This is a genomic window from Pseudomonas sp. PDM32 (assembly GCF_019219225.1).
In the GTDB taxonomy this organism is placed as follows: Bacteria; Pseudomonadota; Gammaproteobacteria; order Pseudomonadales; family Pseudomonadaceae; genus Aquipseudomonas; species Aquipseudomonas laurylsulfatiphila.
In genome coordinates, this window is record NZ_JAHUWE010000004.1 from 69,900 (window position 1) to 96,133 (window position 26,234).

Below are 26,234 nucleotides of genomic sequence, written 5' to 3' on the forward strand. Positions count from 1 at the left end.
ACTGGCGAAAGGACTGTTCCAGAGTGGCTGGCAACTGCAAATCACACTTTAGAGGGATCAAGCACTACTACCTGCTGGCTATAGTCCGCTCAAGGATTTTTAAGAACGGGGCAACCGCACGAACCGGGGCGATGCAACTTTGGAATGACTTTGGGATGCCATGGCTCCCGGTTATCCACAGCGTTTTTAGAAGTGCTCAATGCCATAAAAATAAAATGCACATGGAGTAGCGTCGATGACATCAGTAAACCAGTTCTGGCGCCGGGCGAAGCTGCCCCTGGCTGTCAGTCTTGCCTCTACGCTCGCCGGGCCAGCATTCGGCGTCAGTTTCAACGTCGGTGAAATCGAAGGTCAGTTCGACTCATCCCTGTCGCTCGGTGCCAGTTGGTCTACCGAAAGTGCCAACAAGAACCTCATCGGTGTGAACAACGGCGGCAAGGGTCTGTCCCAGACTTCTGATGACGGTCACCTGAACTTCAAGAGCGGGGAAACCTTCTCGAAGATCTTCAAGGGCATCCATGACCTTGAACTGAAATACGGCGATACCGGTGTTTTCGTCCGTGGTAAATACTGGTACGACTTTGAACTGAAGGACGAAAGCCGTCCGTTCAAGGACATCAGCGACGCGGGCCGCAAGGAAGGCGCCAAGTCCGCCGGCGGCCAGATCCTCGACGCCTTCGTCTACCACAACTACTCCATTGCCGATCAACCAGGCTCCGTGCGTCTGGGCAAGCAGGTGGTGAGCTGGGGTGAAAGTACCTTCATCGGTGGCGGGATCAACTCGATCAACCCGATCGACGTGTCCGCGTTCCGTCGTCCGGGTGCCGAGATCAAGGAAGGCCTGATCCCGGTCAACATGTTCTATGTGTCCCAGAGCCTGACCGAAAACCTCTCGGCCGAAGCGTTCTATCAAATTGAATGGGACCAGACCGTCGTCGACAACTGCGGCACCTTCTTCTCCCAGCCGGACATCGTTGCCGACGGCTGCGACAACAACCTGCGCGTGCTGAACAAGCGCTCGCAAATTCCGGCCATTGCCCTGGGGCCATTGGCCAACGCGGGTGTCGACGTCAACGAGGAAGGTGTTCTGGTTCGTCGCGGCCCGGATCGCGATGCCCGCGACGGCGGTCAGTGGGGCGCGTCCTTCAAGTACATGTTCGATCCGCTGGACACCGAGTTTGGCGCCTATTTCATGAACTACCACAGCCGTGCGCCGATCTTCAGTGCCACCGGTGCGCCGCAGTCGGTTTACAACTCGGCATTGGGACTTCCAGCTGCGTTCGCCCGGCTGGCGCCATTGCTGGTGGCGGGTAATTCGCAATACTTCATCGAATACCCGGAAGACATCCGCCTCTACGGCCTGAGCTTCTCCACTACATTGCCTACCGGTACAGCGTGGAGCGGTGAGATCAGCTACCGTCCGAATGCTCCGGTTCAGCTCAACTCAACCGACATCCTGTTCTCCGGTGTGCGTCCTTTGGGCAATAACGATCCGAAGAATCTGTTGACCAATGCATCGCTGCTTACCGGTGTGCCGGGTCAAGACCTGCACGGGTATCGTCGCAAGGAAATCACCCAGTTCCAGACCACCCTGACGCACTTCTTCGATCAGGTCATGGGCGCCAGCCGTCTGACCCTGGTGGGCGAAGTGGGCGTGACCCATGTCGGCGGCCTGGAAAGCACTTCCGATGTTCGTTATGGCCGCGATCCGGTGTACGGTCCAGGTGATTTGCCAGATACCAACGGCCAGAGTACCTGCGTGGGGCTCAATTCCCTCACCATCAGCGGGGCCGGTCCGGGCACTCCGACCAACAACCTCAGCCGCAACTGCACCGACGAAGGCTTCACCACCGCGACTTCGTGGGGCTACCGCGGTCGTGCCATCTGGGAATACAACGACGTGTTTGCCGGTGTGAACCTCAAGCCGAACGTTGCCTGGTCCCATGACGTGAGCGGTTACTCGCCAGGCCCTGGCGGCAACTTCGAGGAAGGCCGCAAGGCGGTGAGCCTCGGTGTCGATGCCGAGTACCAGAACACCTACACCGCGAGCCTGGCCTACACCAACTTCTTCGACGGTAAGTACACCACCGTGGATGACCGCGACTTCGTTGCGCTCAGCGTCGGCGTGAACTTCTAAGCACTGAATTTTCAGGACGAACAAACATATGAAAATAACAAAGAGTCTGTTCCACGCCGGTGTTCTGGGTCTTTCGCTGCTGGCGACCAGCGTCATCGCAGCGGTTCCCCAGGCCGAGGCCGACAAGCTGGGCAAGAGCCTGACCCCGATGGGCGCCGAAATGGCGGGTAACGCCGACGGTTCGATCCCGGCCTGGAAACCGATGGCGAAAAACGCCGGTACGGTCGACAGCAAAGGTTTCCTGTCCAATCCGTTCGCCAGCGAAAAACCGCTGTTCACCATCACGGCGCAGAACGTCGACCAGTACAAGGACAAGCTCGCACCGGGCCAGTACGCGATGTTCAAGCGCTACCCGGAAACCTTCAAGATGCCGGTCTATCCATCCCATCGCGGTGCTACCGTGCCGGATGATGTATTCGCCGCCATCAAACGCAACGCCACCAACACCAACCTGGTGTCGGGCGGCAACGGCCTGGAAAACTTTGAAACCGCCATTCCGTTCCCGATTCCGAAAAGCGGCGTTGAAGTCATCTGGAACCACATCACCCGTTATCGCGGTGGTAGCGTGACCCGCCTGGTAACCCAGGCCACGCCTCAGCCGAACGGCTCGTTCAGCCTGGTGTACTTCCAGGACCAGTTCGTGTTCCGCGACAAGATGAAGGATTACGACCCGAAAAACCCGGGCAACATCCTGTTCTACTTCAAGCAGAAAGTGACCGCCCCGGCGCGTCTGGCCGGTGGTGTACTGCTGGTTCACGAAACCCTCGACCAGGTCAAGGAACCGCGCTCGGCTTGGGTCTACAACGCCGGCCAGCGTCGTGTGCGTCGTGCGCCACAAGTGTCCTATGACGGCCCGGGCACCGCGGCTGACGGCCTGCGTACTTCCGACAACCTGGACATGTACAACGGTGCGCCGGATCGTTACGACTGGAAGCTCGAAGGCAAGAAAGAGATGTACATCGCCTCCGACAGCTACAAGCTCGACGACCCGAGCCTCAAGTACACCGACATCATCAAGGCCGGTCACATCAACCAGGATCTGGCGCGTTACGAGCTGCGTCGGGTGTGGCATGTGGTTGCCACCTTGAAGGAAGGCCAGCGTCACATCTACGCCAAGCGTGACTTCTACATCGACGAAGATACCTGGCAGGCAGCGGTCATCGACCATTACGACGGTCGTGGCCAGCTGTGGCGTGTAGGTGAGGCCCATGCCGAGAACTACTACGACAAGCAAGTGCCGTGGTACGCCCTCGAGGCCCTGTATGACCTGCAGTCGGGTCGTTACCTGGCGCTGGGCATGAAGAACGAAGAGAAGTCGGCTTACGACTTCGGCTTCACTGCCACCACCAGCGACTTCACCCCGGCCGCCTTGCGTCAGGACGGTGTTCGCTAAGGTGAACTGAGTAGAGGCCGCACCCTCTGAAACGCCCCGACTGGTTCGGGGCGTTTTTTTTGCTTGTAGACTTTTTGTAGCCATTTGTAGCAATTACCTTCATTCCCTATCCGTTTACGGCTAGTCTGCGGACATCTGCAACGCCGCCACCCGCAATTCAAACAAGAGCCGGCTATGACTGATTTGTCCACATCCCCAGGTTCTGCACCGGTTGCCGTCGCGACACTCGACGGGCGGTTTTTCCGTCCGCCATTGCCCGACGGCCATGTGCTGCGTCCACGTTTGTGCGAGCGTCTGAGTGCCGGGCTTGCAGGCAGGTTATTGCTGGTCAGTGCCCCGGCAGGGTTCGGCAAGAGTTCGCTGGCGGTGGAGTTTTGTCAGGGTTTGCCGGGGCACTGGCAAAGCCTCTGGCTGGGGTTGAGCCCGCGAGACAGTGACCCGGGGCGCTTTCTCGAACGGCTGCTGGAAGGCCTTCAGGACTATTTCCCGCACCTGGGCAGGCAATCCCTCGGGCTGTTGAAAATGCGCCAGCGCCATCAGCCGTTCGCATTCGAAGAATGGCTCGACGGCTTGCTCGACGAACTGGCCGTACACCTGTCCACGGCGAAGCCCTTGCTGCTGGTGCTGGATGATTACCATCTGGCTCAGGGGCCAGTGCTGGACCGTTGCCTGCAGTTTTTTCTCAATCATCTTCCTGATGGTTTGCTGGTGATGGTCACCAGTCGCCAACGTCCCGACTGGCACCTGGCGCGGCTACGGCTGTCGCGGCAATTGCTGGAGTTACATGAACAGGATCTGCGCCTGACCCACGACGAGGCCTTGAGCCTGCTCGACCGGCACAGCAGCTCCTTACGCGGTGAGGCACTGGAAAACCTGATCCAGCGCAGCGAAGGCTGGGTTGCGGGTTTGCGTTTCTGGCTGCTGGCGGCTTCGGAGGCGGGCACCGATGGCACGCTCCCGCAATCGTTGCATGGCGGGGAGGGGTTGATCCGCGATTACCTGCTCGAAGAAGTCATCGATTGCCTGCCCGCCGAGGTCCAGTCGTTCCTTTATGACACGGCGCCCCAGGAGCGTTTTTGCAGCGAACTGTGCGATGCCGTTCGCGACGCCCATGACAGCGGAGAGATCCTGCGCTTCCTGCTTGCCCATCAAGTGTTCCTGGTGCCGCTGGACGAACATGGTCATTGGTACCGTTATCACCATCTGTTTTCCGATCTGTTGCGCACGCGGCCGACGTCCCAGTCGATAGTGCCGGCCGCGAGCCTGCACCTGCGTGCCTGCCGCTGGTTCAATGCCCAGGGACTGCTCGATGAGGCGGTGGAGCAAGCTTTGCGTGCCGGTCACCTGGACGTCGCGGCGAACCTGGTGCAGAACCTCTCCGAAGAGCAGCTGCTGGCCGAGCAGAATGTCGGCATGTTGCTGCGCTGGAAAATGGACTTGCCCGACAGCTTGCTGATCAGCACGCCGCGCCTGATTGTGCTGTATAGCTGGGCGCTGGGCCTGGCTTGCCAGCTGGATGCTGCCGAAGAGCTGGCCAGCCATTTGAGCCGCTTCCTGCCCGCGCCGTCGGCCACCGCCCAGAAGTCCATGCTGGCTCAATGGCTGGCGTTGAGCGGCATCATTGCCCGTGGGCGCGGCAATCGCGAACTCACGCTGCAGTACTGCCGTGAGGCTTTGGAAAGTCTTCCGGCCAAGCGTTACGGCCAGCGCCTGATGTGCCTCTCGACCTTGTCCAACCTGGCCATTGCCGACGGTGATTTGTGGCGCGCACGGGGACTGAACCGCGAATCGCTGGAGCTGGCGCAACGTGTCGGCAACCCGTTATTCGAAGCGCTGGCGCACTACGACCGCGCACGGGTGCTGCAAGCCCGCGGAGAAATCTGTCGGGCACTGGAAGAGGTCCGTCAGGGCATGCAACGCCTGCAGAGCTTGTCTGCACAACGGCTGTATGCGGTTCGCGCCCGGCTGACCTTGTACGAAGGCTTTTTGTTGGCCCTGCGCATGCAGCCGCAATTGGCGCGGGTGCGATTGCAGGCAGGTCTGAGCGAGGCGCGCGCCTGCCGTGACATCAGCGTGCTTATTGGCCACTGCGTGATTGCCAGGCTGGAAGGCAGCAGCGGCGAGTTCGCCAAGGCCTTTGCCGAATTGGCCGAAGCCGAGCGGCTCATGCACATCTGGGACGTGCCGCCGATCTACTACCTGGCCATGATCACCCTGGTCAAATGTGAGCTCTGGCTGGCTCAGGGGCGTACCGATCTGGCCGAAGCCTGGTTGGCGCGCCTGGGGCAGACCTATAACGGCGAGAACGGGGCGGCACCACCGGAGTTCCATCCGCAATTGCCGCTGCATATCGAATTGCAGCAAGCTTTGCTGGACGTCATCCAAGGCCAGCCGATGCTGGCCGAAGGGAGATTGAATGCGCTGCTCGAACATGGCCAGCAAAGTGGTCGGCAGATGCTCAGTGCCATGGCGCTGACCCAGAAAGTGGCGTTATTGCTGGGAAGCGGACGGGAGCCGGAAGCACGCAAGGCACTGGCTCAGGCGCTGGACGCCGCTGGTGGGGGCGTGCTGCAACCCTTCGAGGGCTTGCTGGCCGAGCACCCGGACTGGCTGCGTGGGCAGCTTCAACAGTGTTCGCCAACCCCTGTTTCCCTGAGCCTCAGTGAAAAGCTGCCGGCGCTGACAGCCCGCCCCGGAGCGGAATCCGGCGCGGCTGCGGAGCAACTCAGCACGCGGGAACTGGCGGTTCTGCGATTGATCGCTCAGGGCTGTTCGAACCAGGAAATCAGCGATCAGCTGTTTATTTCCTTACACACGGTCAAGACCCACGCCAGCCACATCAACAGCAAGCTCGGGGTCGAGCGGCGTACGCAGGCCGTGGCGCGGGCGAAGGAATTGGGGGTACTGGGTTAAGGATTTTTCACGTTACACATCGCGACCATTGGCTGGATACTCAATTGTGCGAAAATCGCCCGTTCCCGTTTATCGAGCAGGCCCCCGATGTCCCAGCATCCCACCCTCATCCGCGAAACCTTCCCCGTCGGCCCTTTGCAGTGCAACTGCACGATCATCGGCGACCCGGTGACGAAAAAGGCCATCGTCGTCGATCCGGGTGGCAATCATGAGCTGATCCTGGCGCGTCTCGATGCCCTGGGGCTGAAAGTGGTCAGCATCATTCACACCCACGCGCACCTCGATCACTTCCTGGCTTCCGGTCAACTCAAGGAGAAAACCGGCGCGACCCTGCATCTGCACAAGGAAGACCAGTTCCTCTGGGACAACCTGGAAATGCAGTGCCAGATGTTCGGTGTCCCTTACACTCCGGTGCCGTCCCCGGACCGCTGGCTGGCCGATGATGAAGAGCTGGCCTGCGGCTGTGGCGTGGCGCTTCACACGCCTGGGCACACACCGGGGTCGATGAGTTTCTGGTTTGCCGATGCCAAGCTGCTGATTGCCGGTGACACGTTGTTCAAGCGTGGGGTAGGACGCACGGATTTGTGGGGTGGCGACCAGGCTACCATCGTGCGTTCGATCAAGCAGCGTTTGTACACCCTCGACGAAGAGGCGACGGTGGTCGCCGGGCATGGTCCGGACACCCGTCTGGGCGATGAAATGCGCGAAAACCCCTTTGTACGGGCCTGATTTGTAACGAGTGGAATTTTTGTTCCCGGAAGTGATCTAACACCCGCAATGGCTATGCCTTGGTCCGTTGCACCACAGAATGCAAAAAAGTAGGAGCTATACATGTTCACCACGCGTCGTTTGATTATTGTCGCTACGGCTGTGGCCGTTTTGTCCGGTTGTGCCTCGCCCAATCCTTACGGCGGTCAAGGCCAGGCTCAGGGGCAGGCGGACAGCGGCTCCGAAGGCATGAGCAAGACCGCGAAGTATGGTGGTCTCGGCGCTCTGGCCGGTGCGCTGGCCGGTGCTGCGATCAACCACGATAACCGTGGCAAGGGCGCGCTGATCGGTGCGGCAGTGGTCGGTGCTTCGGCCGCCGGTTACGGTTATTACGCCGACCAGCAAGAGAAAAAGTTGCGCGCCAGCATGGCCAACACCGGTGTTGAAGTGCAGCGCCAGGGCGACCAGATCAAGCTGATCATGCCGGGCAACATCACGTTTGCTACCGACTCGGCAAACATTGCCCCAAGTTTCTATCAGCCGCTGAACAACCTGGCGGGCTCGCTGAAAGAGTTCAACCAGAACCAGATCGAAATCGTGGGCTATACCGACAGCACTGGCAGCCGCCAGCACAACATGGACCTGTCCCAGCGTCGTGCACAAAGCGTGGCCACCTACCTGACCTCGCAAGGTGTCAGCGGTGCCAACCTGAGCGCTCGTGGCGCGGGGCCGGACAGTCCGGTTGCCAGCAACGGCGACGCCAATGGCCGGGCGCAGAACCGCCGTGTAGAGGTCAACCTCAAGGCGATTCCGGGCCAGCAGTATGGTGGTCAGCAACAGGGTCAGGTTCAGCAGTACCCTTGATCGCCTGAAAAAATAAACCGCCCGATCCTCAACAGATCGGGCGGTTTTTTTTGTGCGCGCGCTTATCTGTAGGAGCTGTCGAGTGCAACGAGGCTGCGATCTTTTGATTTTCAGAAGCAAGATCAAAAGATCGCAGCCTGCGGCAGCTCCTACAAGAAACAATCCGCAACAATGAAGAGCCCAGAAACAAAAAGCCCCCGGACAATCAATCGTCAGGGGGCTTTTTCACACCTGAAACCTGCTTACTTCTTCAGGCCGTAATGCTCATCGAGCATGCCGGGCGCGTTCGGAGCTTTTGGTGCGTAGTCGCGAGGCGGCTCCTGATCGCGCGGTGGCGTCAGGCGTTCACGGGGGGCCTGCGCCGCATCGGCGTGCAGGGAGGCCAGCAGGCGTTGGCGAGTCTGCTCATCCAGGGCCAGGCGGTTGGCGCCCTCGGCGAGATGGTCCTGCACTTCCTGATAGCTCGCAGTCAGTTTCTTGACCAATGTTGCAGTGCTGTTGAAGTGGGTCACCACTTCGTTCTGATAACTGTCGAAACGTTCCTGAATATCGTCCAGCTGACGTTGCGTGCTGCTAGGCGCGGCATTCGGCGCAAGGCGAGCGATCAGGAACCCAATGGCGACACCCACAACCAGGGCAAGAGTCGGTAGCAACCAAACTAAGAGCGAGTGTTCCACGAGTCCTTCCTCTATAAACGGCTTTGCTTTACGTTAACGGCTCGAACCTGCGCTGTATACCGCGATTCACTCGCAATAGACAGCCACAGACAATTTGCTAGACGAGTCGACCCGATTCGAGGTCACGGAGTTCCTTCCTTGCTTATGCGCGAAACCCCTGTAGTGATTGATGGCCCGGTGGGTCAACTGGAAGCCCTTTACCTGGACAACGAGCAGCCTCGCGGCCTGGCGCTGATCTGCCATCCGAACCCGGTACAGGGCGGCACCATGCTCAACAAAGTGGTTTCGACCCTGCAGCGCACTGCGCGTGACGCCGGGCTGGTCACCCTGCGCTTCAACTATCGTGGCGTCGGTGCCAGCGAGGGTTCCCACGACATGGGCACCGGTGAAGTTGATGATGCCCAGGCTGTCGCCGAATGGTTTCGCAGCAAACACCCGGAGTTGCCGCTGACCCTGTTCGGTTTCTCCTTCGGCGGTTTTGTTGCAGCAAGTCTCGGCGGACGCCTTGAGGCCAAGGGCGAGCAACTCAAGCATCTGTTCATGGTCGCGCCGGCGGTCATGCGCCTGGGGGATCAGGATCAACTGCCGCAGCACGGCGAGTTGACCTTGATCCAGCCGGAAACCGACGAAGTGATCGATCCACAAGTCGTTTATCAATGGTCCGACAAGCTCGAACGTCCCCATGAGCTGCTGAAAGTGGCAGAATGCGGACACTTTTTTCATGGCAAGCTGACCGATCTCAAGGATCTGATCCTGCCGCGTCTCTCGAATTGATTGCAGTCTGACAAGCGATTACCCATGACGACCCGTACTCGTATCCTCACCGGCATCACCACCACCGGCACGCCGCACCTGGGCAACTACGCTGGCGCCATCCGCCCGGCGATCGTCGCCAGCCGTGACAGCAATGCCGATTCGTTCTACTTCCTGGCCGACTACCACGCCCTGATCAAGTGCGATGACCCGCTGCGCATCCAGCGCTCGCGTCTGGAAATCGCCGCGACCTGGCTGGCCGGTGGCCTGGATGTCGATCGCGTGACCTTCTACCGCCAGTCCGACATCCCGGAAATCCCCGAGCTGACCTGGCTGCTGACCTGCGTCGCCGCCAAGGGCCTGCTCAATCGCGCCCACGCCTACAAGGCTTCCGTGGACAAAAACGTCGAGACCGGCGAAGACCCGGACGCCGGCATTACCATGGGCCTGTACAGCTACCCGGTGCTGATGGCGGCGGACATCCTGATGTTCAACGCGCATAAGGTGCCGGTCGGTCGCGACCAGATCCAGCACGTGGAAATGGCGCGGGACATCGGCCAGCGCTTCAACCACCTGTTTGGCCAGGGCAAAGAGTTCTTCACCATGCCCGAGGCGTTGATCGAAGAGAGCGTCGCAACGTTGCCGGGCCTGGATGGCCGCAAGATGTCGAAGAGCTACGACAACACCATTCCGCTGTTCTCAAGCGCCAAGGAAATGAAGGACGCGATTTCGCGGATCGTCACCGACTCCCGCGCGCCGGGTGAAGCCAAGGATCCTGATAACTCGCACCTGTTCACCCTGTTCCAGGCATTCGCCACCCCGACGCAGGCCGACGAGTTCCGCAGCGAACTGTTGCAGGGCCTGGGTTGGGGCGAGGCGAAGAATCGTCTGTTCCAGCTGCTCGACAACGAATTGGGTGAATCCCGAGAGCGCTACAACCAGTTGATCGAGCGCCCGGCGGATCTGGAAGACATCCTGCAACACGGTGCGAAAAAGGCCCGTGCGGTCGCGACCCCCTTCCTCAATGAACTGCGTGAAGCGGTGGGCCTGCGCTCCTTCGTTGCCCAGACCCAAGTCGCGGCGACCACCAAGAAGAAGGCTGCGAAAGCCGCACGTTTTGTCAGCTTCCGCGAAGACGACGGCAGCTTCCGTTTCCGTCTGCTGGCCGCCGATGGCGAGCAACTGCTGCTGTCGCGCAACTTCGCCGACGGCAAGACCGCCGGTCAGGTGACCAAGCAACTGCAATCGGGTCAGCCACTGGACGTGCGCAGTGAAGAGCTGAACTTCAGCGTCTGGCTTGAAGGCGAGTGCGTTGCCGACAGTCCGGCCTTCGCTGACAGTGCTGCGCGTGACGCTGCTATCGAAGCATTGCTGATCGCCCTGACGCCGGTTCAGGAATAAACAACGGTCCGGCCCGACCAAGGGCCGATTGCCATTCCTCCGGGCCGTCGCTACAGTGTCGGCCCGTTTTTGTTGCCTTGCTAACGAATTATGACGCCCTTAGAACGATATCAAGCTGATCTGAAACGCCCGGAATTCTTCCATGACGCCGCGCAGGAAACTGCCGTGCGTCATTTGCAGCGCCTGTACGACGATTTGGTCGCGGCCGAGCAAAACAAGCCGGGCCTGCTGGGCAAGTTGTTTGGCAAGAAGGATCAGACCCCGGTCAAGGGCCTGTATTTCTGGGGTGGCGTAGGTCGCGGCAAGACTTACCTGGTGGACACCTTCTTCGAAGCGCTCCCTTTCAAGGAAAAGTCCCGTACGCACTTCCACCGCTTCATGAAGCGCGTGCACGAAGAGATGAAAACCCTGGGCGGCGAGAAGAACCCGCTGACCATCATCGCCAAGCGCTTCGCCACCGAAGCCCGGGTCATCTGCTTCGATGAATTCTTCGTTTCCGACATCACCGACGCCATGATCCTCGGCACCCTGATGGAAGAACTGTTCAAGAACGGCGTGACCCTGGTCGCGACGTCGAACATCGTGCCGGACGGCCTGTACAAGGACGGCCTGCAACGCGCGCGCTTCCTGCCGGCCATTGCGCTGATCAAGCAGAATACCGAGATCGTCAACGTCGACAGCGGCGTCGACTATCGTCTGCGTCACCTCGAACAAGCCGAGCTGTTCCACTATCCGCTCGACGAAGCCGCCAACGAAAGCCTGCGCAAGAGCTTCCGTGCGCTGACACCGGAATGCACGGCAGCGGTCGAAAATGACGTGCTGATGATCGAAAATCGTGAGATTCGTGCTCTGCGCACCTGCGATGACGTGGCCTGGTTCAACTTCCGTGAACTGTGCGACGGCCCGCGCAGCCAGAACGACTACATCGAACTGGGCAAGATCTTCCACGCCGTGTTGCTCAGCGATGTCGAGCAGATGAGCGTCACCACCGACGACATCGCCCGGCGCTTCATCAACATGGTCGACGAGTTCTACGACCGTAACGTGAAGCTGATCATTTCTGCCGAAGTCGAACTCAAGGATCTGTACACCGGCGGGCGCTTGAACTTCGAGTTCCAGCGTACCCTGAGTCGTCTGCTGGAAATGCAATCCCACGAATTCCTGTCCCGGGCACACAAGCCGTAAGAGGATTCGTAAAATAAAAGGGCCTGCATTTGCAGGCCCTTTTTTATGCGCTGAAGATCCACCCTGTAGGAGCTGCCGCAGGCTGCGATCTTTTGATTTTGATTTTTCAAGATCAAAAGATCGCAGCCTGCGGCAGCTCCTACAGTGTTTTGCGAAAGCCTTGAGGCTCAGGCAGCTTGCTGGAACTGCTGCCGATACTGGTTCGGCGACAGCTCCGTGTGCTGGCGGAACAGCCGCGCAAAGAAGCTCGCATCGTCATAGCCCACCTCATAGCTGATGGTCTTGATGCTTTTGCGGCTGCCGGACAACAAGCCCTTGGCGGTTTCGATGCGCAGGCGTTGCAGGTAATGCAGTGGTTTGTCGCCGGTGGCGGTCTGGAAGCGGCGCATGAAGTTGCGGATGCTCATGCCGTGTTCGCGGGCGACGTCTTCGAAACGGAACTTGTCGGCGAAGTGTTCTTCGAGCCAGTGCTGGATCTGCAGGATGATGACGTCCTGGTGCAGCTTCTGGCCGCCAAAACCGATGCGTCCCGGCGAGTAGCTGCGCTGGACCTCGTACAGAATGTCCCGTGCGACGGCCTGGGACACATTGGCGCCACAGAAGCGCTCGATCAGGTAAATGTACAGGTCGCACGCCGAGGTGGTGCCGCCGGCGCAGTACAGGTTATCGGCGTCGGTCAGGTGTTTGTCCTGATTGAGCTGGACCTGTGGGAAGCGTTCGGCGAAGGCATTGAAGAAGCGCCAGTAGGTGGTCGCTTCCTTGCCGTTGAGTAGCCCGGCTTCGGCCAGCCAGAATACACCGGTGGCCTCGCCGCACAGCACGGCGCCACGCGCATGCTGGTGACGCAACCAGGGCAGGACTTGCGGGTAACGTTTGCAAAGGCTTTCAAAATCGTCCCAGAACGCGGGAAGAATGATGATGTCGGCGTTTTCCAGCCCGCCGTCCACCGGAATCATCACATCGCTGAAAGTGTTGACCGGTTTGCCATCGGGGCTGACCAGGCGGGTTTCGAACGCCGGTGTCAGGCCCTGGCCCAGCTGTTTGCCGTAGCGCAGGCTGGCGAGGTGGAAGAAATCCTTGGCTTGCATGAGGGTGGAAGCGAAAACCCGGTCGATGGCCAGGATGCTGACGCGCCGCAGGGGCGTGGAGGCTTGGTTAGACATAATTCAACTTTATTTTTATAGGGGGAAGTGGTCACCAGACGGCTGGATCGTCTTATTTTTTGTCGGATGTGTCCAGTGTCCTGTATCGGAAGCGAGGCATAGTCTCTGAAGGTCAACTCCTTCTAAAAACAAAGAAAAGGTGCCGCATGATCCCCAGAACCTTGTTCAGTTCCGAGCACGAGCTTTTCCGCGACAGCGTGCGGACGTTTCTCGAAAAGGAGGCGGTGCCCTTCCATGGGCAATGGGAAAAACAAGGCTATATCGACCGCAAGCTGTGGAACAAGGCAGGGGAGGCGGGGATGCTCTGTTCACACCTGCCGGAAGAGTACGGCGGCCTGGGGGCGGACTTTCTCTACAGTGCGGTGGTGATTGAAGAAGTAGGCCGGCTTGGCCTGACCGGCATCGGTTTTTCCCTGCACTCGGACATCGTGGCACCGTACATCCTGCATTACGGCAGTGAGGCACTGAAGCAGAAGTACCTGCCGAAACTGGTGTCCGGCGAAATGGTGACCGCGATCGCCATGACCGAACCGGGCGCCGGTTCCGATCTGCAGGGAGTGAAAACCACGGCCGTGCTCGATGGCGACGAGTATGTGATCAACGGCTCCAAGACCTTCATCACCAATGGCTACCTGGCCGATCTGGTGATCGTCGTCGCCAAGACTGATCCGAAGGCCGGCGCAAAAGGCACCAGCCTGTTTCTGGTGGAAGCCGATACGCCGGGCTTCGACAAGGGCAAGCGCCTGGAGAAGGTCGGGATGAAAGCCCAGGACACCTCGGAGCTGTTCTTCCAGGACGTGCGTGTACCCAAGGAAAACCTGCTGGGCCAGGCCGGGATGGGCTTTGCCTACCTGATGCAGGAGTTGCCTCAGGAGCGCCTCACGGTGGCCATTGGCGGGCTGGCTTCGGCCGAAGCGGCGCTGCAATGGACGCTGGACTACACCCGCGAGCGCAAGGCGTTCGGCAAGTCGATCGCAGACTTCCAGAATACCCGGTTCAAACTGGCGGAGATGGCCACGGAAATCCAGATCGGCCGTGTCTTCGTCGACCGCTGTCTGGAACTGCACCTGCAAGGCAAGCTCGACGTGCCGACGGCGGCGATGGCCAAGTACTGGGGCACCGACCTGCAGTGCAAGGTGCTGGATGAGTGTGTGCAGTTGCACGGTGGCTACGGGTTCATGTGGGAATACCCGATCGCGCGGGCATGGGCGGATGCGCGCGTGCAGCGGATCTATGCCGGGACGAACGAGATCATGAAGGAGATCATTGCGCGGTCGCTTTGATTTATTTTTGATGGCTGAAAAGATCGCAGCCTGCGGCAGCTCCTACAGGGTTTACGCCAATCCCATGTAGGAGCTGCCGCAGGCTGCGATCTTTTTAAATTATGGCGCAGGATTCGGATGATCCTTGTGAATCGCCTCGATCCCTTCCAGCACTTCCTCCGACAGCTTCAAGTCAAAACTGGCGATGTTGCTCTCCAGTTGCTCCATGGTGGTCGCGCCAATGATGTTGCTGGTCACGAACGGCTGCTGCGTCACGAACGCCAGGGCCATTTGCGCCGGGTCCAGGCCGTGTTCGCGAGCCAGGGCCACATACCGGCTGCAGGCCGCTTCCGACTGTGGGTTGAAATAGCGGCTGAAGCGGCTGTAGAGGCTCAGGCGAGCTTTTGGCGGGCGGGCGCCACCTTCGTACTTGCCTGACAGGAAACCGAACGCCAGCGGCGAATAGGCGAGCAGGCCGCACTGCTCGCGGATGGCGATTTCCGCCAGGCCGACTTCGAAGCTGCGATTGAGCAGGTTGTACGGGTTCTGGATCGATACGGCGCGCGGCCAGCCACGGGCTTCGGCCAGGGCCAGGAAGCGCATGGTGCCCCACGGCGTCTCGTTGGATAGGCCGATGTGGCGGATCTTGCCGGCGCGGACCTGTTCATCCAGCGCTTCAAGGGTGTCCTCCAGTGGGGTCAGGTTGGCCTCGATCTTGTGCTTGTAGCCGAGCTGGCCGAAGAAGTTGGTGCTGCGCTCCGGCCAGTGCAACTGGTACAGGTCGATGTAGTCGGTTTGCAGGCGCTTGAGGCTGGCGTCCACGGCTTCGGTGATGTGCTGCCGATTGTGCCGAAGGTTCTTGTCGCGGATGTAATCGATGGTATTGCCGGGGCCGGCGATCTTGCTGGCCAGGATCCAGTCGGCGCGGTCGCCGCGGCTTTTGAAGTAATTGCCGATGTAGCGTTCGGTGGTGGCGTAGGTTTCGGCCTTGGGCGGCACCGGGTACATCTCGGCGGTGTCGATGAAGTTGATCCCGGCGCTCTTGGCCCGTTCAATCTGGGCGAAGGCGTCTGCCTCGCTGTTTTGCTCGCCCCAGGTCATGGTTCCGAGGCAGAGGGCACTCACGTTCAGATTGGTTCGGCCTAGCTGGCGATAGTCCATCGGGGTGCTCCTTGGGCAAAACAATCATAAAAGCAGGTTGAATTATTTTTCGCAATCTGCATAATTGCGCACCTCTTTCTGCAGTGGAAGTGATGCGCCGCCGCCGAAGAATCTTGCCGTTGAACGGACGCGCCGACCCGAGCCCCCGAAAGCGTCTGTATCCGGCTGCCTTTGACTTGTCAAAGTACGCACTATTCAGTAAGATCCGCCGTCTAATTTACAGGGCGGCCCCTGAGGCTATAAAGAATGAAAACTTTTACTGCTAAACCGGAAACAGTAAAGCGCGACTGGTTTGTCGTCGACGCTGCAGGTCAGACCCTGGGTCGTCTGGCCACCGAAATCGCGAGCCGTCTGCGTGGCAAGCACAAGCCTGAGTACACTCCTCACGTTGACACCGGCGACTACATCGTCGTAATCAACGCTGAGCAGATCCGTGTTACCGGTGCTAAAACCACTGACAAAATGTACTACTCCCACTCCGGTTTCCCGGGCGGCATCAAGTCGATCAACTTTGAAAAGCTGATCGCCAAGGCCCCTGAGCGCGTGATCGAGACCGCGGTCAAAGGCATGCTGCCTAAGAACCCGCTGGGTCGCGACATGTACCGTAAGCTGAAAGTCTATGCGGGCGCTGCACACCCTCATACTGCTCAGCAGCCCCAAGAACTGAAGATTTAACGGAATAGTTCATTATGTCGGCGACTCAAAATTACGGCACTGGCCGTCGCAAGACCGCAACCGCACGCGTTTTCCTGCGTCCGGGTACTGGTAACATCTCCATCAACAACCGTTCGCTGGATAATTTCTTCGGTCGCGAAACTGCCCGCATGGTAGTTCGTCAGCCGCTGGAATTGACTGAGACTGTCGAGAAGTTCGACATCTACGTCACCGTGATCGGCGGTGGTGTGAGTGGTCAAGCTGGCGCAATCCGCCACGGCATCACCCGCGCTCTGATGGATTACGACGAGACTCTGCGCAGCGCACTGCGTAAAGCCGGCTTCGTAACCCGCGATGCTCGTGAAGTTGAACGTAAGAAAGTCGGTCTGCGTAAAGCGCGTAAGCGTCCGCAGTACTCGAAGCGTTAATTCGCTTTCACGTTCAAAAAAGAACGCCCAGTTTCCTCACGGAGCTGGGCGTTTTTTTATGCCTGCGATTTATCAAAGAATTGCGCTGTGACAACTTGCCACATCCGTAGACGCCCTATACTCCAAGGCTTGAGGGTGGTGGGCTCCGGTAATTACCTTGTCAGAATTGGGGCTTTTCATTACCATTCGGCAAAATTTTTATAAGTACATAGTTTTACTTAGTAGATGCCTGATTTAACAGGCCACAAAGCTGATGGGAGAGGACTGAATGAGCAATGACGGCGTGAATACAGGCCGGCGTCGCTTCTTGGTAGCAGCCACATCCGTGGTGGGTGCTGCAGGAGCGGTGGGGGCTGCGGTCCCGTTCGTGGGGTCATGGTTTCCCAGTGCCAAGGCGAAAGCCGCTGGTGCACCGGTGAAAGTGAATGTCAGCAAAATCGAGCCAGGCCAGCAGATGATTGCTGAGTGGCGCGGTCAGCCGGTGTTCATCGTCCGCCGTACGCCGGAAATCCTGGGGAATCTGAAAAAGATCGAAGGCGATCTCGCCGATCCTGATTCCAAGCAATCGACGCAACCGGCCTATGTCAACCCAGAAACACGTTCGATCAAGCCAGAGGTTCTGCTGCTGATCGGCATTTGCACACACTTGGGTTGTTCGCCTACTTTCCGTCCGGAAGTGGCACCTGCGGATCTTGGTCCGAAATGGGTAGGTGGATATTTCTGCCCGTGCCACGGCTCCCATTACGATCTGGCTGGCCGCGTCTACAAGTCGCAACCTGCGCCTTTGAACCTGCCAGTTCCCCCGCATTCCTATGAGACCGATGAGATCATTGTCATTGGCGTCGATACGGAGAAAGCGTGATGAGCAAGTTCATGGATTGGGTTGATGCGCGCTTTCCCGCGACCAAGATGTGGGAAGACCATCTCAGCAAATATTACGCTCCGAAAAACTTCAACTTCTTCTACTTCTTTGGCTCCCTGGCATTGCTCGTTCTGGTCAACCAGATCGTTACCGGTGTCTGGCTGACCATGAGCTACACCCCGTCGGCGGAAGAAGCGTTCGCTTCCGTCGAGTACATCATGCGCGATGTCGAGTACGGCTCGATCCTGCGTCTGCTGCACTCCACCGGCGCCTCGGCGTTCTTCATCGTCGTCTATCTGCATATGTTCCGTGGCCTGCTCTACGGTTCGTACCAGAAGCCGCGCGAGCTGGTGTGGGTCTTCGGCATGCTGATCTACCTGGCACTGATGGCCGAAGCCTTTATGGGTTACCTGCTGCCGTGGGGTCAGATGTCCTACTGGGGTGCCCAGGTGATCATCTCGCTGTTCGGTGCGATCCCGGTCATCGGCAACGACCTGACCCAGTGGATTCGTGGTGACTACCTGATTTCCGGCATTACCCTGAATCGCTTTTTCGCCTTGCACGTGGTTGCCCTGCCGATCGTCATCCTCGGTCTGGTGGTGCTGCACATCCTGGCGTTGCACGAAGTCGGTTCGAACAACCCGGACGGCGTGGACATCAAGAAGCACAAGGACGAAAACGGCATACCGCTGGATGGCATCGCCTTCCATCCGTACTACACCGTGAAAGATATCGTCGGCGTGGTGGTGTTCCTGTTCATCTTCTGCTCGATCGTGTTCTTCTTCCCGGAAATGGGTGGCTACTTCCTCGAGAAGCCGAACTTTGAAGTGGCGAACGCCTTCAAGACCCCAGAGCACATCGCTCCGGTCTGGTACTTCACCCCGTTCTACGCCATTTTGCGTGCGGTTCCAGACAAGCTCTTTGGTGTCATCGCCATGGGCGCGGCCATTGCCGTGCTGTTCGTCCTGCCGTGGCTGGACCGCAGCCCGGTCAAGTCGATGCGCTACAAAGGCTGGCTGAGCAAGATCTGGCTCTGGGTGTTCTGCATCTCGTTCGTGATCCTGGGCGTGCTGGGTGTTCTGGCCCCAACCCCTGAGCGTACGTTGCTGTCGCAGGTATGTACCTTCCTGTACTTCGCCTACTTCATTCTGATGCCGTTCTACACAAGGCTCGAGAAGACCAAACCGGTTCCGGAAAGGGTGACTGGCTGATGAAAAAACTATTTGCTGTATTGATGCTTGCTGCGCTGCCGGTTTTTGCTTTCGCAGCCGAACACGGTGGTCCTGAGCTGGAAAAAGTCGACATTGACGTTTCCGACAAGGCAGCCATGCAGGACGGCGCGCGTACGTTCGCCAACTATTGCATGGGTTGCCACAGTGCCAAGTTCCAGCGCTATGAGCGTGTTGCCGACGACCTGGGCATTCCCCATGAGTTGATGCTGGAGAAGCTGGTCTTCACGGGTGCCAAGATCGGCGACCACATGAGCATTGGCATGCAGCCTGCGGATGCCAAGGCCTGGTTTGGTGCCGCACCTCCGGACCTGACCCTGGTTGCCCGTGTTCGCGGCACCGACTGGCTCTACAGTTACCTGAAGTCGTTCTACGAAGATCCTGCGCGCCCATGGGGTGTGAACAACAAGGTCTTCCCGAACGTGGGCATGCCTAACGTCCTGGCCGGCCTGCAAGGTCGCCAGGTCGTGGGATGCAAGCAGGTTCCGACCGTCGAAGGCGGCAAGAGGCAATATGATCCGCTGACCACCAATCCGTTGACTCATGAAGCGTGCGATCAGTTGACCATTGTGCCGAAAAGCGGTGCTCTGACTGAAGAGCAGTTCGATGAGAAGGTCAAGAATCTGGTAACCTTCCTGGCTTACTCGGCTAACCCGGTTAAGCTGCAACATCAGCGCATCGGTACGTACGTATTGTTGTACCTGGCGTTCTTCTTCGTATTCGCTTACCTGCTCAAGCGCGAATACTGGAAAGACGTGCACTGATAAAGCTTCAAGCTATTGCTGTTAATCGCGCGCGCCCAAGGGCGCCTCTGAATAGGTAGCGAACTGGTGACCCAGTCGTTACGGGAGGCGCCCTCTGGGCGCGCTCGTTTTTCCGCTTTCGATAATTTCTACAAGCGAGGAGGATCGCCATGGGCGTGACCAATCGGTTGGCCTGTTACTCCGACCCCGCCGACCACTATTCCCACCGAGTGCGCATCGTACTGGCAGAGAAGGGTGTCAGCGCCGAGATCATTTACGTGGAAGCTGGACGCCAGCCACCTAAACTGATTGAAGTGAACCCTTATGGCAGCTTGCCCACCCTGGTCGATCGCGACCTGGCGTTGTGGGAGTCGACTGTGGTGATGGAATATCTGGATGAGCGTTACCCGCACCCGCCGCTACTGCCGGTTTATCCCGTGGCGCGTGCCAACAGTCGCCTGCTGATACACCGCATTCAGCGAGACTGGTGTGGTCTGGTGGACCTGATTCTGGATTCGCGGACCAAGGAGGCGGCCCGTGCTGTGGCTCGCAAAGAGTTGCGCGAAAGCCTGACGGGTGTGTCGCCACTGTTTGCCGACAAGCCGTTTTTCCTCAGTGAGGAACAAAGCCTGGTCGACTGCTGCCTATTGCCAATACTCTGGCGATTGCCGATTCTGGGTATAGAACTGCCGCGGCCGGCCAAGCCGCTGCTTGATTATATGGAGCGCCAGTTTGCGCGTGAGGCTTTCCAGGCGAGTCTGTCTGGTGTCGAACGCGACATGCGCTAAGGCTTAAGGAGCCGCTATGAACTCCAGTCGACCTTATCTGGTCCGCGCGCTCTATGAGTGGATTGTGGACAACGATTGCACCCCGCATATGCTGGTCAATTCCGAGTATCCGTCGGTGCAGGTGCCTCAAGGCTTTGCCAGTGACGGGCAGATCGTCCTGAACGTATCGCCACAAGCCGTGCGCCACTTGCACATGGACAACGAGGCGGTCAGTTTCGAGGGGCGCTTCGGTGGCGTGCCGCACACCTTGTACGTGCCTATCGCATCGATCCTGGGTATCTACGCCCGGGAGAACGGCCAGGGCATGGTGTTTGATCTGGAATCGCCGATGGGCGAGGACGACGACATCGAACCGGATGACGACCTTCCGCCACCGGACAGCGAGCCGCCGCGTCCAAGCGGTCGCCCCAGTTTGAAGGTGGTGAAGTAATAAAAAAGGCGATCCGGATGGATCGCCTTTTTTATTACTTCACCACCTTCAAACGTAGAAGCTGCCGAAGGCTGCGATCTTTTGATCTTGTTTTTTGGAAGATCAAGATCAAAAGATCGCAGCCTGCGGCAGCTCCTACAACATCCCGTGCAGGTCAGTCGATGTACTCGAACAGCTTCACAATCTTCTGCACGCCGGAAACGCCTTGCACCAGGTTGGTCGCCTGCGCAGCTTCCTGTTTGGTCAGCAGACCCAGCAAGTAGACGATGCCGTTTTCAGTGACGACCTTGATACGCGAGCCAGGGATGTTCGCGTCAGCGAGCATCTGGGTCTTGATCTTGGTGGTCAGCCAGGTGTCATTCTGGCGCGCCAGCAGCGAGGAGGGGGCCATGACTTGCAGCTCGTTGTGCACCTGCTTCACGCGCTGGACCGCGGCGGCAGCCTGTTCGGCCTTGGCCTTGAGGTCTGCGCGTGGCGTTTGCCCGGCGAGCAGCACGACGCCGTTGTAGCTGGTGACGACGATGTGCGAGTCCTTGTCCAGGGCCGGGTCGGCCTTGGCGATGTTCACGCCAACCTTGGTGTCGATCAGGGAGTCGTCGATCTTGCTGCCCAGTGTGCGAGTGCCGCGGTCATCTTCAATGGGGGCTTCACGGCTGGCGGTCACCACCGAGGTGCAACCGCTGATGCCGAGGCACAGAGTCAAGGCCAGTAGGCCAAGGCGATTAGGGGTCATTCTTCACTCCCGAACAATTGGCTGTCGATCAAGTCGCAAAGGCAATGGATCGCCAGCAGGTGGACTTCTTGAATACGAGCGGTGACGTTGGCCGGTACGCGAATCTCCACGTCCTCGGGCAACAGCAGCGACGCCATGCCGCCGCCGTCACGTCCCGTCAATGCTACGACAATCATTTCGCGATCATGTGCGGCCTGGATCGCTTGAATTATGTTGGCCGAGTTGCCGCTGGTGGAGATAGCCAGCAACACATCGCCCGGTTGGCCCAGTGCGCGGATCTGCTTGGAGAAGATTTCGTTGTAGCTGTAGTCGTTGGCGATCGAGGTGATCGTCGAGCTGTCGGTCGTCAAGGCAATGGCCGGCAGGCTCGGGCGCTCGCGCTCAAAGCGATTGAGCAACTCGGACGAAAAGTGCTGGGCGTCGCCGGCTGAGCCGCCGTTGCCACAGGAAAGCATTTTGCCTTCGTTGAGCAGGGCGTTGACCATGACCTGGCTGGCTTGCTCGATGTGCGGTGCAAGAACTTCCATCGCCTGTTGCTTGGTGTCGATACTGGCCTGAAAAAGCTGGCGAATTCGGGATTGCATGTCCATCTGTGTGACCTTAATTAGCGCGGCTGTTCGGCACGTGAATGTGCAGCCCGCAAAGCAAAGAGCAAAAGTGTGGGGTGATAGTGTCCGGTTCGTGATGCCGGTGATCAGCCGTCGAAGGCATTCTGTAGCCAGTTCAGCTGATCGAGGTGGCTGTCGATGGCAATCACGTCGAAGCGGCAAGGGGAATTGGCCCAGCGCGACTCGCGCTGAAGAAAATATTGCGCGGCGAAAATCAGTTTTTGCCGTTTGCGCTCATCGATGCTATCGAGCGCGCCACCCCATTGAGTGTCTTTTCGGTAGCGGACTTCAACGAATACTACTGTATCGCCATCTAGCATGACCAGATCAAGCTCGCCGCGTTTGCACAACCAGTTCTGCGCCAGCAGGCGCAGACCCTGTTGTTGAAGATGCTCGAGCGCGTGGCGCTCGGCATCCATACCGCTTTGCTGGCGTGACCTGTCAGGCATCAGCGCGCGGTGTCCGGCAGGCGCTGGATCTGGCCATTGGCGAACTGGGCCCATGGCAACTGGCGCACGACCCGCTGGCTTTGAGTCATGCCGAGGCTGCCCGACTCACCGTCGATGCGGCTGTCCGGCAGAGACTTCAGCTGGCCCAGGCGCGGCGCCAGTCGATAGGCGTCCACGCCCATGGCGTACAGACGCCCCAGGCTACCGGCGGCTTGTGGCCACTGGGCGGTGACCTGGCGGCGCAGTGGATCGTTGGCATCCAGCAGCCAGGGTGTTTCACAGAAACGAATGCCGTTCATGTCGTTGTACTGGTTGACGTCGCCGCTGGCGCTGAACACGTGAGAGGTGGCGTAGACCGGTACATCACCTGCGTACTGGAAGTTCAGGGTCGGTTTGATCTGTTGGGCCTGTTGCGGCGTTGCGGCGAGGAAGATGAATTCGATGTCCTGGCGGCGCGACGGCTGGGCCGCTACTTGCGAGCCGACAGTGCTTTGCAGGCTCTTGGCGCGACCTTCGCTCTGACGCAGCTGGAACATGTCGGCAATCTGCTGGGCCAGCTGGACCGGTTGGTCGACGCGTTCGGTGGCGACGATGGTGCCGCCATTGGCCTGCCAGTCCTGGCTGAACGCCTTGAGCACGCGATCGCCCCATTCGCCTTTCGGCACCATGATGGCTGCGCGATGCAGGCCGTCGGCGCGAGCACGGCGCGACACCTCACGGGCTTCGTCTTCAGCGGCAAGACCGAACTGGAACAACTGCGCCGGGCCTTGATCACCTTCGCTGTAGTTCAGCGCCAGGGTGGTGATCGGGAGTTGTGGGCGAGTGCTCAGCTGTTTGACTAGTGGTTTCTCCAGCGGGCCGACGACCAGTTGCACGCCATCGGCCTGGGCCTTGCGGTAGAACTCGTCCATGGATGTCAGGCGCGAGCTGTCATAAAACTCGATGGTGGGTGGTTTCTGCCCTGCCTGTTGTGCCTGGTAGTGGGCGGCCATGAAGCCGTCGCGCAATGCTTTGCCAACCGAGGCCAACTGGCCATCCTGAGGCAGCAGCAGGGCAATCTTGCTCAAGGGCTGGCTGGCCAGTTCCTTGAGTTGGGTCAGTGGCTGCGGTAATTGAAGGGCGGCCGGGTGTTTCGGGTTCTGCGCGCGCCAGTTATCGATAGCGGCCTGTTGCTGCTCCAGAGTGCCGGCAGATTTCACGGCCAGGGCCAGCGCCATCCAGCCGCTGAGATCGTCGTTGGAGCTCGGCTGTAACTGCTCGGTCGGCAGCGAGGCGATCAGGGTCCAGATCGCTTCGTGGTTTTTGCTCGCGGCTTCACCTTTAAGCATCGGGGCAATGAAGATGCGCTCGCGAGCGGCGGCGAGGGTCTGGCCATCGGCTTCCAGGGCGCGGGCGTGAACAGTGCCGGTGCGGACCTGTTGCTCGACGGGCAGTTCGCTCAAGTATTGCATGCTTGGGTGGCTCAAGGCGGCCAGCGCGGCCTTGGGCTGATTTCGGGTCATGGCCAGTTCAGCCGCCAGGGTGTTGGCGAAAATCTGTGGCCCCGGCTTGAGCTGCTCGACAGGGACCTGTTGCAGGATTTGCGCGGACTGGCCGGCATTGCCCTGGCGATAGGCCAGGTCGGCAGCGCTCAAACGCAAAAGGGCGGCATCTTCTGCAGATTTGCTTTGGGCGGCCTTCTCAAGCAGTTGCTCGATACTGGCGTCCGGCGTCCGTGGAAGTTCGCCAAGGCTGGACGAGGGCGAGCTGGCGCAAGCCGCCAGCAAGGCGGCGAGGCAGAGGGCAGATAACAGCCGCAGGCAAGCGATCATGTAAGCGTTCCTGATACTCGATCAAATTAGCGTGGAATTGTACCCAAGCACTGGCCGGGGCGCGATGTTACTGGCGTGAATCGATCAATTTAGCTGGTGTAAATGTTGCGCCAGCGCACAAACGGTTGCCGATGACGCGATTGCATGCGCGTAGCGTGAGTCTCGCTACGCGCTACAATGGCGACTTTTACCGATCATGAGGTGTGCGCTTTGACTGCTCCAGGTGCTTTGAATTCCGCTGCTGGCTCGCTTTATGTGGTGGCGACGCCCATCGGCAACCTGGATGACATCAGTGCGCGGGCGCTGAAGATTCTTCGTGAAGTGGCCTTGATCGCCGCGGAAGACACCCGTCATTCCCAACGCTTGATGCAACACTTCGGCATTTCGACGCCATTGGCCGCCTGTCATGAACACAATGAGAGGGATGAAGGTAGTCGCTTTATCACGCGTCTGCTCGCCGGTGACAACGTGGCATTGATCTCTGACGCCGGGACGCCACTGATTTCCGATCCGGGTTATCACCTGGTAAGGCAGGCTCGCGCGGCAGGTATCAACGTGGTGCCCGTTCCGGGTGCCTGCGCCTTGATTGCAGCATTGTCGGCGGCGGGGCTGCCATCCGATCGTTTCATTTTCGAGGGTTTTTTGCCGGCCAAGGCGGTGGGGCGGCGAGCGCGCCTCGAGCAGGTAAAAGAAGAACCTCGCACATTGATCTTCTATGAGGCCCCGCATCGTATTCTGGAATGCCTGCAAGACATGGAGCTGGTGTTCGGCCCCGAGCGCCCGGCATTGCTTGCACGTGAGTTGACCAAGACCTTTGAAACCCTCAAGGGGCTGCCTCTGGCCGAGCTGCGCGAGTTCGTCGAGTCGGACAGCAATCAGCAGCGTGGCGAGTGCGTCGTGTTGGTGGCGGGCTGGTCTGCCCCCGAGGAGGAGGGCGCGGTCAGCAGCGAGGCGATGCGCATCCTCAATCTGTTGCTCGAAGAAATGCCGCTCAAGCGTGCGGCGGCGTTGGCAGCGCAAATCACTGGCGAACGAAAGAATGTGCTGTATCAGATCGCGCTGGATAAGCAGAAGGGCGAGTAAAACCCGACGCGCAGGCGTGCGCACCGGCGCTTAACGCTTGTTCTTCGGGCGCTCTGCCGGTAACCTTCGCGGCGGAGAGTCGATCGGACAGTCGCTGCCCTCTATGAAAATTAGGGGGGGGAGGAAAGTCCGGGCTCCATAGGGCGAAGTGCCAGGTAATGCCTGGGAGGCGTGAGCCTACGGAAAGTGCCACAGAAAATAACCGCCTAAGCGCTTCGGCGCCGGTAAGGGTGAAAAGGTGCGGTAAGAGCGCACCGCACGTCTGGCAACAGTTCGTGGCTAGGTAAACCCCACTTGGAGCAAGACCAAATAGGGTCCCAAGGCGTGGCCCGCGCTGGGACCGGGTAGGTTGCTAAAGATGTCCAGTGATGGCCATCGTAGACGAATGACTGTTCAAGACAGAACCCGGCTTACAGATCGACTCTCCACCTTTTTCTCCCCTCTGCTTAAATCATTGAGCAAGGGGGATGGTGATAGCAATTACCCTCCTTGCACAAACGTCGGGAGAAGCGGTTTTGTGATATCGATTAGCCCGCGCTTGTAGGAATCGCATAAACTCCACGCAGCACCGGTTTCCCTCCTTACACATTCATCCGCAGAACCTCTTTTGTAATACCAAAAAAATCTTACTCTTAATAAATTACTTTAACTTTCGAACGCAGCCTCCTGTGCTGATTCAAGTTATCGGGCAGTTTCATGTGCCGGATTCTCGTTGCCCCTCCGTTAATGCTCCTAAATCTCAGTTCTGTAAGGGTTTTCCTTTAATCCGCGCCTTGACGGTGTGGTGGGCGCATTCCTA

24 protein-coding genes and 1 other RNA gene are annotated in these 26,234 nt (G+C 59.0%); 18 read left to right on the forward strand and 7 right to left on the reverse strand.

Annotated features, from left to right (window positions below; genetic code table 11):
* The first annotated feature begins 235 nt into the window (after positions 1-235).
* From KW846_RS09000 to KW846_RS09020, 5 genes are all read left to right on the forward strand, one after another.
* On the forward strand, positions 236-2,137 hold the full coding sequence (locus KW846_RS09000) for a DUF1302 domain-containing protein (protein ID WP_218482014.1): 1,902 nt from the start codon (positions 236-238) through the stop codon (positions 2,135-2,137).
* Between the two features lie 28 nt (positions 2,138-2,165).
* Positions 2,166-3,530: a DUF1329 domain-containing protein gene (locus KW846_RS09005; protein ID WP_007972554.1), complete on the forward strand. Its 1,365-nt coding sequence runs from the start codon at positions 2,166-2,168 to the stop codon at positions 3,528-3,530.
* Between the two features lie 174 nt (positions 3,531-3,704).
* Complete coding sequence (locus KW846_RS09010; protein ID WP_218482015.1) at positions 3,705-6,443, forward strand: LuxR C-terminal-related transcriptional regulator; 2,739 nt, start codon at positions 3,705-3,707, stop codon at positions 6,441-6,443.
* 87 nt (positions 6,444-6,530) lie between these two features.
* On the forward strand, positions 6,531-7,172 hold the full coding sequence (locus KW846_RS09015; protein WP_007972557.1) for an MBL fold metallo-hydrolase: 642 nt from the start codon (positions 6,531-6,533) through the stop codon (positions 7,170-7,172).
* A 102-nt stretch (positions 7,173-7,274) separates the two neighbouring features.
* Positions 7,275-8,015, forward strand: a complete 741-nt coding sequence (locus KW846_RS09020) for an OmpA family lipoprotein (RefSeq protein WP_007972558.1) — start codon at positions 7,275-7,277, stop codon at positions 8,013-8,015.
* Positions 8,016-8,257: 242 nt separating this feature from the next.
* Here KW846_RS09020 and KW846_RS09025 read toward each other — a convergent pair whose 3' ends face one another.
* On the reverse strand, positions 8,258-8,692 hold the full coding sequence (locus tag KW846_RS09025; RefSeq protein WP_102701919.1) for a YhcB family protein: 435 nt from the start codon (positions 8,690-8,692) through the stop codon (positions 8,258-8,260).
* Positions 8,693-8,836: 144 nt separating this feature from the next.
* On the opposite strand from KW846_RS09025, the gene KW846_RS09030 reads away from it, so the two are divergent.
* From KW846_RS09030 to zapE, 3 genes are all read left to right on the forward strand, one after another.
* Positions 8,837-9,466, forward strand: coding sequence for an alpha/beta hydrolase (locus KW846_RS09030; RefSeq protein WP_033047638.1), 630 nt, complete (start codon positions 8,837-8,839; stop codon positions 9,464-9,466).
* A gap of 24 nt (positions 9,467-9,490) precedes the next feature.
* Positions 9,491-10,846: a tryptophan--tRNA ligase gene (locus KW846_RS09035; protein ID WP_218482016.1), complete on the forward strand. Its 1,356-nt coding sequence runs from the start codon at positions 9,491-9,493 to the stop codon at positions 10,844-10,846.
* A 90-nt stretch (positions 10,847-10,936) separates the two neighbouring features.
* On the forward strand, positions 10,937-12,031 hold the full coding sequence (gene zapE, locus KW846_RS09040) for a cell division protein ZapE (protein ID WP_007998226.1): 1,095 nt from the start codon (positions 10,937-10,939) through the stop codon (positions 12,029-12,031).
* Between the two features lie 167 nt (positions 12,032-12,198).
* On the opposite strand, the gene KW846_RS09045 is transcribed toward zapE, so the two are convergent.
* Complete coding sequence (locus KW846_RS09045) at positions 12,199-13,119, reverse strand: GlxA family transcriptional regulator (protein WP_218482207.1); 921 nt, start codon at positions 13,117-13,119, stop codon at positions 12,199-12,201.
* Between the two features lie 221 nt (positions 13,120-13,340).
* Here KW846_RS09045 and KW846_RS09050 point away from each other — a divergent pair, with 221 nt between their 5' ends.
* On the forward strand, positions 13,341-14,477 hold the full coding sequence (locus tag KW846_RS09050; RefSeq protein WP_007972572.1) for an acyl-CoA dehydrogenase family protein: 1,137 nt from the start codon (positions 13,341-13,343) through the stop codon (positions 14,475-14,477).
* Positions 14,478-14,576: 99 nt separating this feature from the next.
* Here KW846_RS09050 and KW846_RS09055 read toward each other — a convergent pair whose 3' ends face one another.
* Entirely contained in the window at positions 14,577-15,617 is a 1,041-nt protein-coding gene (locus KW846_RS09055; protein WP_204932054.1) for an NADP(H)-dependent aldo-keto reductase, read from the reverse strand.
* Positions 15,618-15,863: 246 nt separating this feature from the next.
* Here KW846_RS09055 and rplM point away from each other — a divergent pair, with 246 nt between their 5' ends.
* The 7 genes from rplM to KW846_RS09090 all read left to right on the forward strand — a co-directional run bounded on the left by rplM (position 15,864) and on the right by KW846_RS09090 (position 20,751).
* On the forward strand, positions 15,864-16,292 hold the full coding sequence (rplM, locus tag KW846_RS09060; RefSeq protein WP_003228062.1) for a 50S ribosomal protein L13: 429 nt from the start codon (positions 15,864-15,866) through the stop codon (positions 16,290-16,292).
* A 14-nt stretch (positions 16,293-16,306) separates the two neighbouring features.
* Complete coding sequence (rpsI, locus tag KW846_RS09065) at positions 16,307-16,699, forward strand: 30S ribosomal protein S9 (protein ID WP_003228056.1); 393 nt, start codon at positions 16,307-16,309, stop codon at positions 16,697-16,699.
* A 268-nt stretch (positions 16,700-16,967) separates the two neighbouring features.
* Positions 16,968-17,561: a ubiquinol-cytochrome c reductase iron-sulfur subunit gene (petA, locus tag KW846_RS09070; RefSeq protein ID WP_007972576.1), complete on the forward strand. Its 594-nt coding sequence runs from the start codon at positions 16,968-16,970 to the stop codon at positions 17,559-17,561.
* On the forward strand, positions 17,561-18,772 hold the full coding sequence (locus tag KW846_RS09075; protein ID WP_007972577.1) for a cytochrome bc complex cytochrome b subunit: 1,212 nt from the start codon (positions 17,561-17,563) through the stop codon (positions 18,770-18,772). Before petA ends, KW846_RS09075 begins: the two co-directional genes overlap by 1 nt.
* Positions 18,772-19,554 carry a cytochrome c1 gene (locus KW846_RS09080; RefSeq protein ID WP_116581189.1) on the forward strand — a complete coding sequence of 261 codons (783 nt, stop codon included), beginning with the start codon at positions 18,772-18,774 and terminating at the stop codon, positions 19,552-19,554. The genes KW846_RS09075 and KW846_RS09080 overlap by 1 nt, the downstream gene beginning before the upstream one ends.
* 149 nt (positions 19,555-19,703) lie before the next feature.
* On the forward strand, positions 19,704-20,321 hold the full coding sequence (locus KW846_RS09085; RefSeq protein ID WP_007972581.1) for a glutathione S-transferase N-terminal domain-containing protein: 618 nt from the start codon (positions 19,704-19,706) through the stop codon (positions 20,319-20,321).
* 16 nt (positions 20,322-20,337) lie between these two features.
* The gene (locus tag KW846_RS09090) at positions 20,338-20,751 is read left to right on the forward strand and encodes a ClpXP protease specificity-enhancing factor (RefSeq protein ID WP_007972582.1); all 414 of its coding nucleotides are present in this window, start codon (positions 20,338-20,340) and stop codon (positions 20,749-20,751) included.
* A gap of 154 nt (positions 20,752-20,905) precedes the next feature.
* Here the strand turns inward: KW846_RS09090 and KW846_RS09095 are convergent, their stop codons facing one another.
* From KW846_RS09095 to KW846_RS09110, 4 genes are all read right to left on the reverse strand, one after another.
* Entirely contained in the window at positions 20,906-21,484 is a 579-nt protein-coding gene (locus tag KW846_RS09095; protein ID WP_007972583.1) for a BON domain-containing protein, read from the reverse strand.
* Positions 21,481-22,074, reverse strand: coding sequence for a phosphoheptose isomerase (locus KW846_RS09100; protein WP_007972584.1), 594 nt, complete (start codon positions 22,072-22,074; stop codon positions 21,481-21,483). Before KW846_RS09100 ends, KW846_RS09095 begins: the two co-directional genes overlap by 4 nt.
* A gap of 104 nt (positions 22,075-22,178) precedes the next feature.
* Positions 22,179-22,541 carry a YraN family protein gene (locus tag KW846_RS09105; protein ID WP_095965538.1) on the reverse strand — a complete coding sequence of 121 codons (363 nt, stop codon included), beginning with the start codon at positions 22,539-22,541 and terminating at the stop codon, positions 22,179-22,181.
* Positions 22,541-24,352: a penicillin-binding protein activator gene (locus KW846_RS09110; RefSeq protein WP_218482017.1), complete on the reverse strand. Its 1,812-nt coding sequence runs from the start codon at positions 24,350-24,352 to the stop codon at positions 22,541-22,543. The genes KW846_RS09105 and KW846_RS09110 overlap by 1 nt, the downstream gene beginning before the upstream one ends.
* Positions 24,353-24,529: 177 nt before the next feature.
* On the opposite strand from KW846_RS09110, the gene rsmI reads away from it, so the two are divergent.
* Entirely contained in the window at positions 24,530-25,435 is a 906-nt protein-coding gene (gene rsmI / locus KW846_RS09115; RefSeq protein ID WP_173900780.1) for a 16S rRNA (cytidine(1402)-2'-O)-methyltransferase, read from the forward strand.
* 75 nt (positions 25,436-25,510) lie between these two features.
* Positions 25,511-25,864, forward strand: an RNA gene (gene rnpB / locus KW846_RS09120) — RNase P RNA component class A.
* The last annotated feature ends 370 nt before the right edge of the window (positions 25,865-26,234 follow it).

Excerpts from the sequence above, each read along its gene's own strand:
- KW846_RS09055 (WP_204932054.1), bottom strand. The coding sequence starts at position 15,617 with ATGGACTATCGCCAGCTAGGCCGAACCAATCTGAACGTGAGTGCCCTC.
- KW846_RS09050 (WP_007972572.1), top strand. The coding sequence starts at position 13,341 with ATGATCCCCAGAACCTTGTTCAGTTCCGAGCACGAGCTTTTCCGCGAC.
- KW846_RS09035 (WP_218482016.1), top strand. The coding sequence starts at position 9,491 with ATGACGACCCGTACTCGTATCCTCACCGGCATCACCACCACCGGCACG.
- KW846_RS09110 (WP_218482017.1), bottom strand. The coding sequence starts at position 24,352 with ATGATCGCTTGCCTGCGGCTGTTATCTGCCCTCTGCCTCGCCGCCTTG.
- KW846_RS09045 (WP_218482207.1), bottom strand. The coding sequence starts at position 13,119 with ATGCAAGCCAAGGATTTCTTCCACCTCGCCAGCCTGCGCTACGGCAAA.
- KW846_RS09030 (WP_033047638.1), top strand. The coding sequence starts at position 8,837 with ATGCGCGAAACCCCTGTAGTGATTGATGGCCCGGTGGGTCAACTGGAA.
- KW846_RS09080 (WP_116581189.1), top strand. The coding sequence starts at position 18,772 with ATGAAAAAACTATTTGCTGTATTGATGCTTGCTGCGCTGCCGGTTTTT.
- zapE (WP_007998226.1), top strand. The coding sequence starts at position 10,937 with ATGACGCCCTTAGAACGATATCAAGCTGATCTGAAACGCCCGGAATTC.
- petA (WP_007972576.1), top strand. The coding sequence starts at position 16,968 with ATGAGCAATGACGGCGTGAATACAGGCCGGCGTCGCTTCTTGGTAGCA.
- KW846_RS09000 (WP_218482014.1), top strand. The coding sequence starts at position 236 with ATGACATCAGTAAACCAGTTCTGGCGCCGGGCGAAGCTGCCCCTGGCT.
- rplM (WP_003228062.1), top strand. The coding sequence starts at position 15,864 with ATGAAAACTTTTACTGCTAAACCGGAAACAGTAAAGCGCGACTGGTTT.
- rsmI (WP_173900780.1), top strand. The coding sequence starts at position 24,530 with ATGGCGACTTTTACCGATCATGAGGTGTGCGCTTTGACTGCTCCAGGT.
- KW846_RS09075 (WP_007972577.1), top strand. The coding sequence starts at position 17,561 with ATGAGCAAGTTCATGGATTGGGTTGATGCGCGCTTTCCCGCGACCAAG.
- KW846_RS09105 (WP_095965538.1), bottom strand. The coding sequence starts at position 22,541 with ATGCCTGACAGGTCACGCCAGCAAAGCGGTATGGATGCCGAGCGCCAC.
- rpsI (WP_003228056.1), top strand. The coding sequence starts at position 16,307 with ATGTCGGCGACTCAAAATTACGGCACTGGCCGTCGCAAGACCGCAACC.
- KW846_RS09020 (WP_007972558.1), top strand. The coding sequence starts at position 7,275 with ATGTTCACCACGCGTCGTTTGATTATTGTCGCTACGGCTGTGGCCGTT.
- KW846_RS09090 (WP_007972582.1), top strand. The coding sequence starts at position 20,338 with ATGAACTCCAGTCGACCTTATCTGGTCCGCGCGCTCTATGAGTGGATT.
- KW846_RS09015 (WP_007972557.1), top strand. The coding sequence starts at position 6,531 with ATGTCCCAGCATCCCACCCTCATCCGCGAAACCTTCCCCGTCGGCCCT.
- KW846_RS09085 (WP_007972581.1), top strand. The coding sequence starts at position 19,704 with ATGGGCGTGACCAATCGGTTGGCCTGTTACTCCGACCCCGCCGACCAC.
- KW846_RS09010 (WP_218482015.1), top strand. The coding sequence starts at position 3,705 with ATGACTGATTTGTCCACATCCCCAGGTTCTGCACCGGTTGCCGTCGCG.
- KW846_RS09100 (WP_007972584.1), bottom strand. The coding sequence starts at position 22,074 with ATGGACATGCAATCCCGAATTCGCCAGCTTTTTCAGGCCAGTATCGAC.
- KW846_RS09095 (WP_007972583.1), bottom strand. The coding sequence starts at position 21,484 with ATGACCCCTAATCGCCTTGGCCTACTGGCCTTGACTCTGTGCCTCGGC.
- KW846_RS09005 (WP_007972554.1), top strand. The coding sequence starts at position 2,166 with ATGAAAATAACAAAGAGTCTGTTCCACGCCGGTGTTCTGGGTCTTTCG.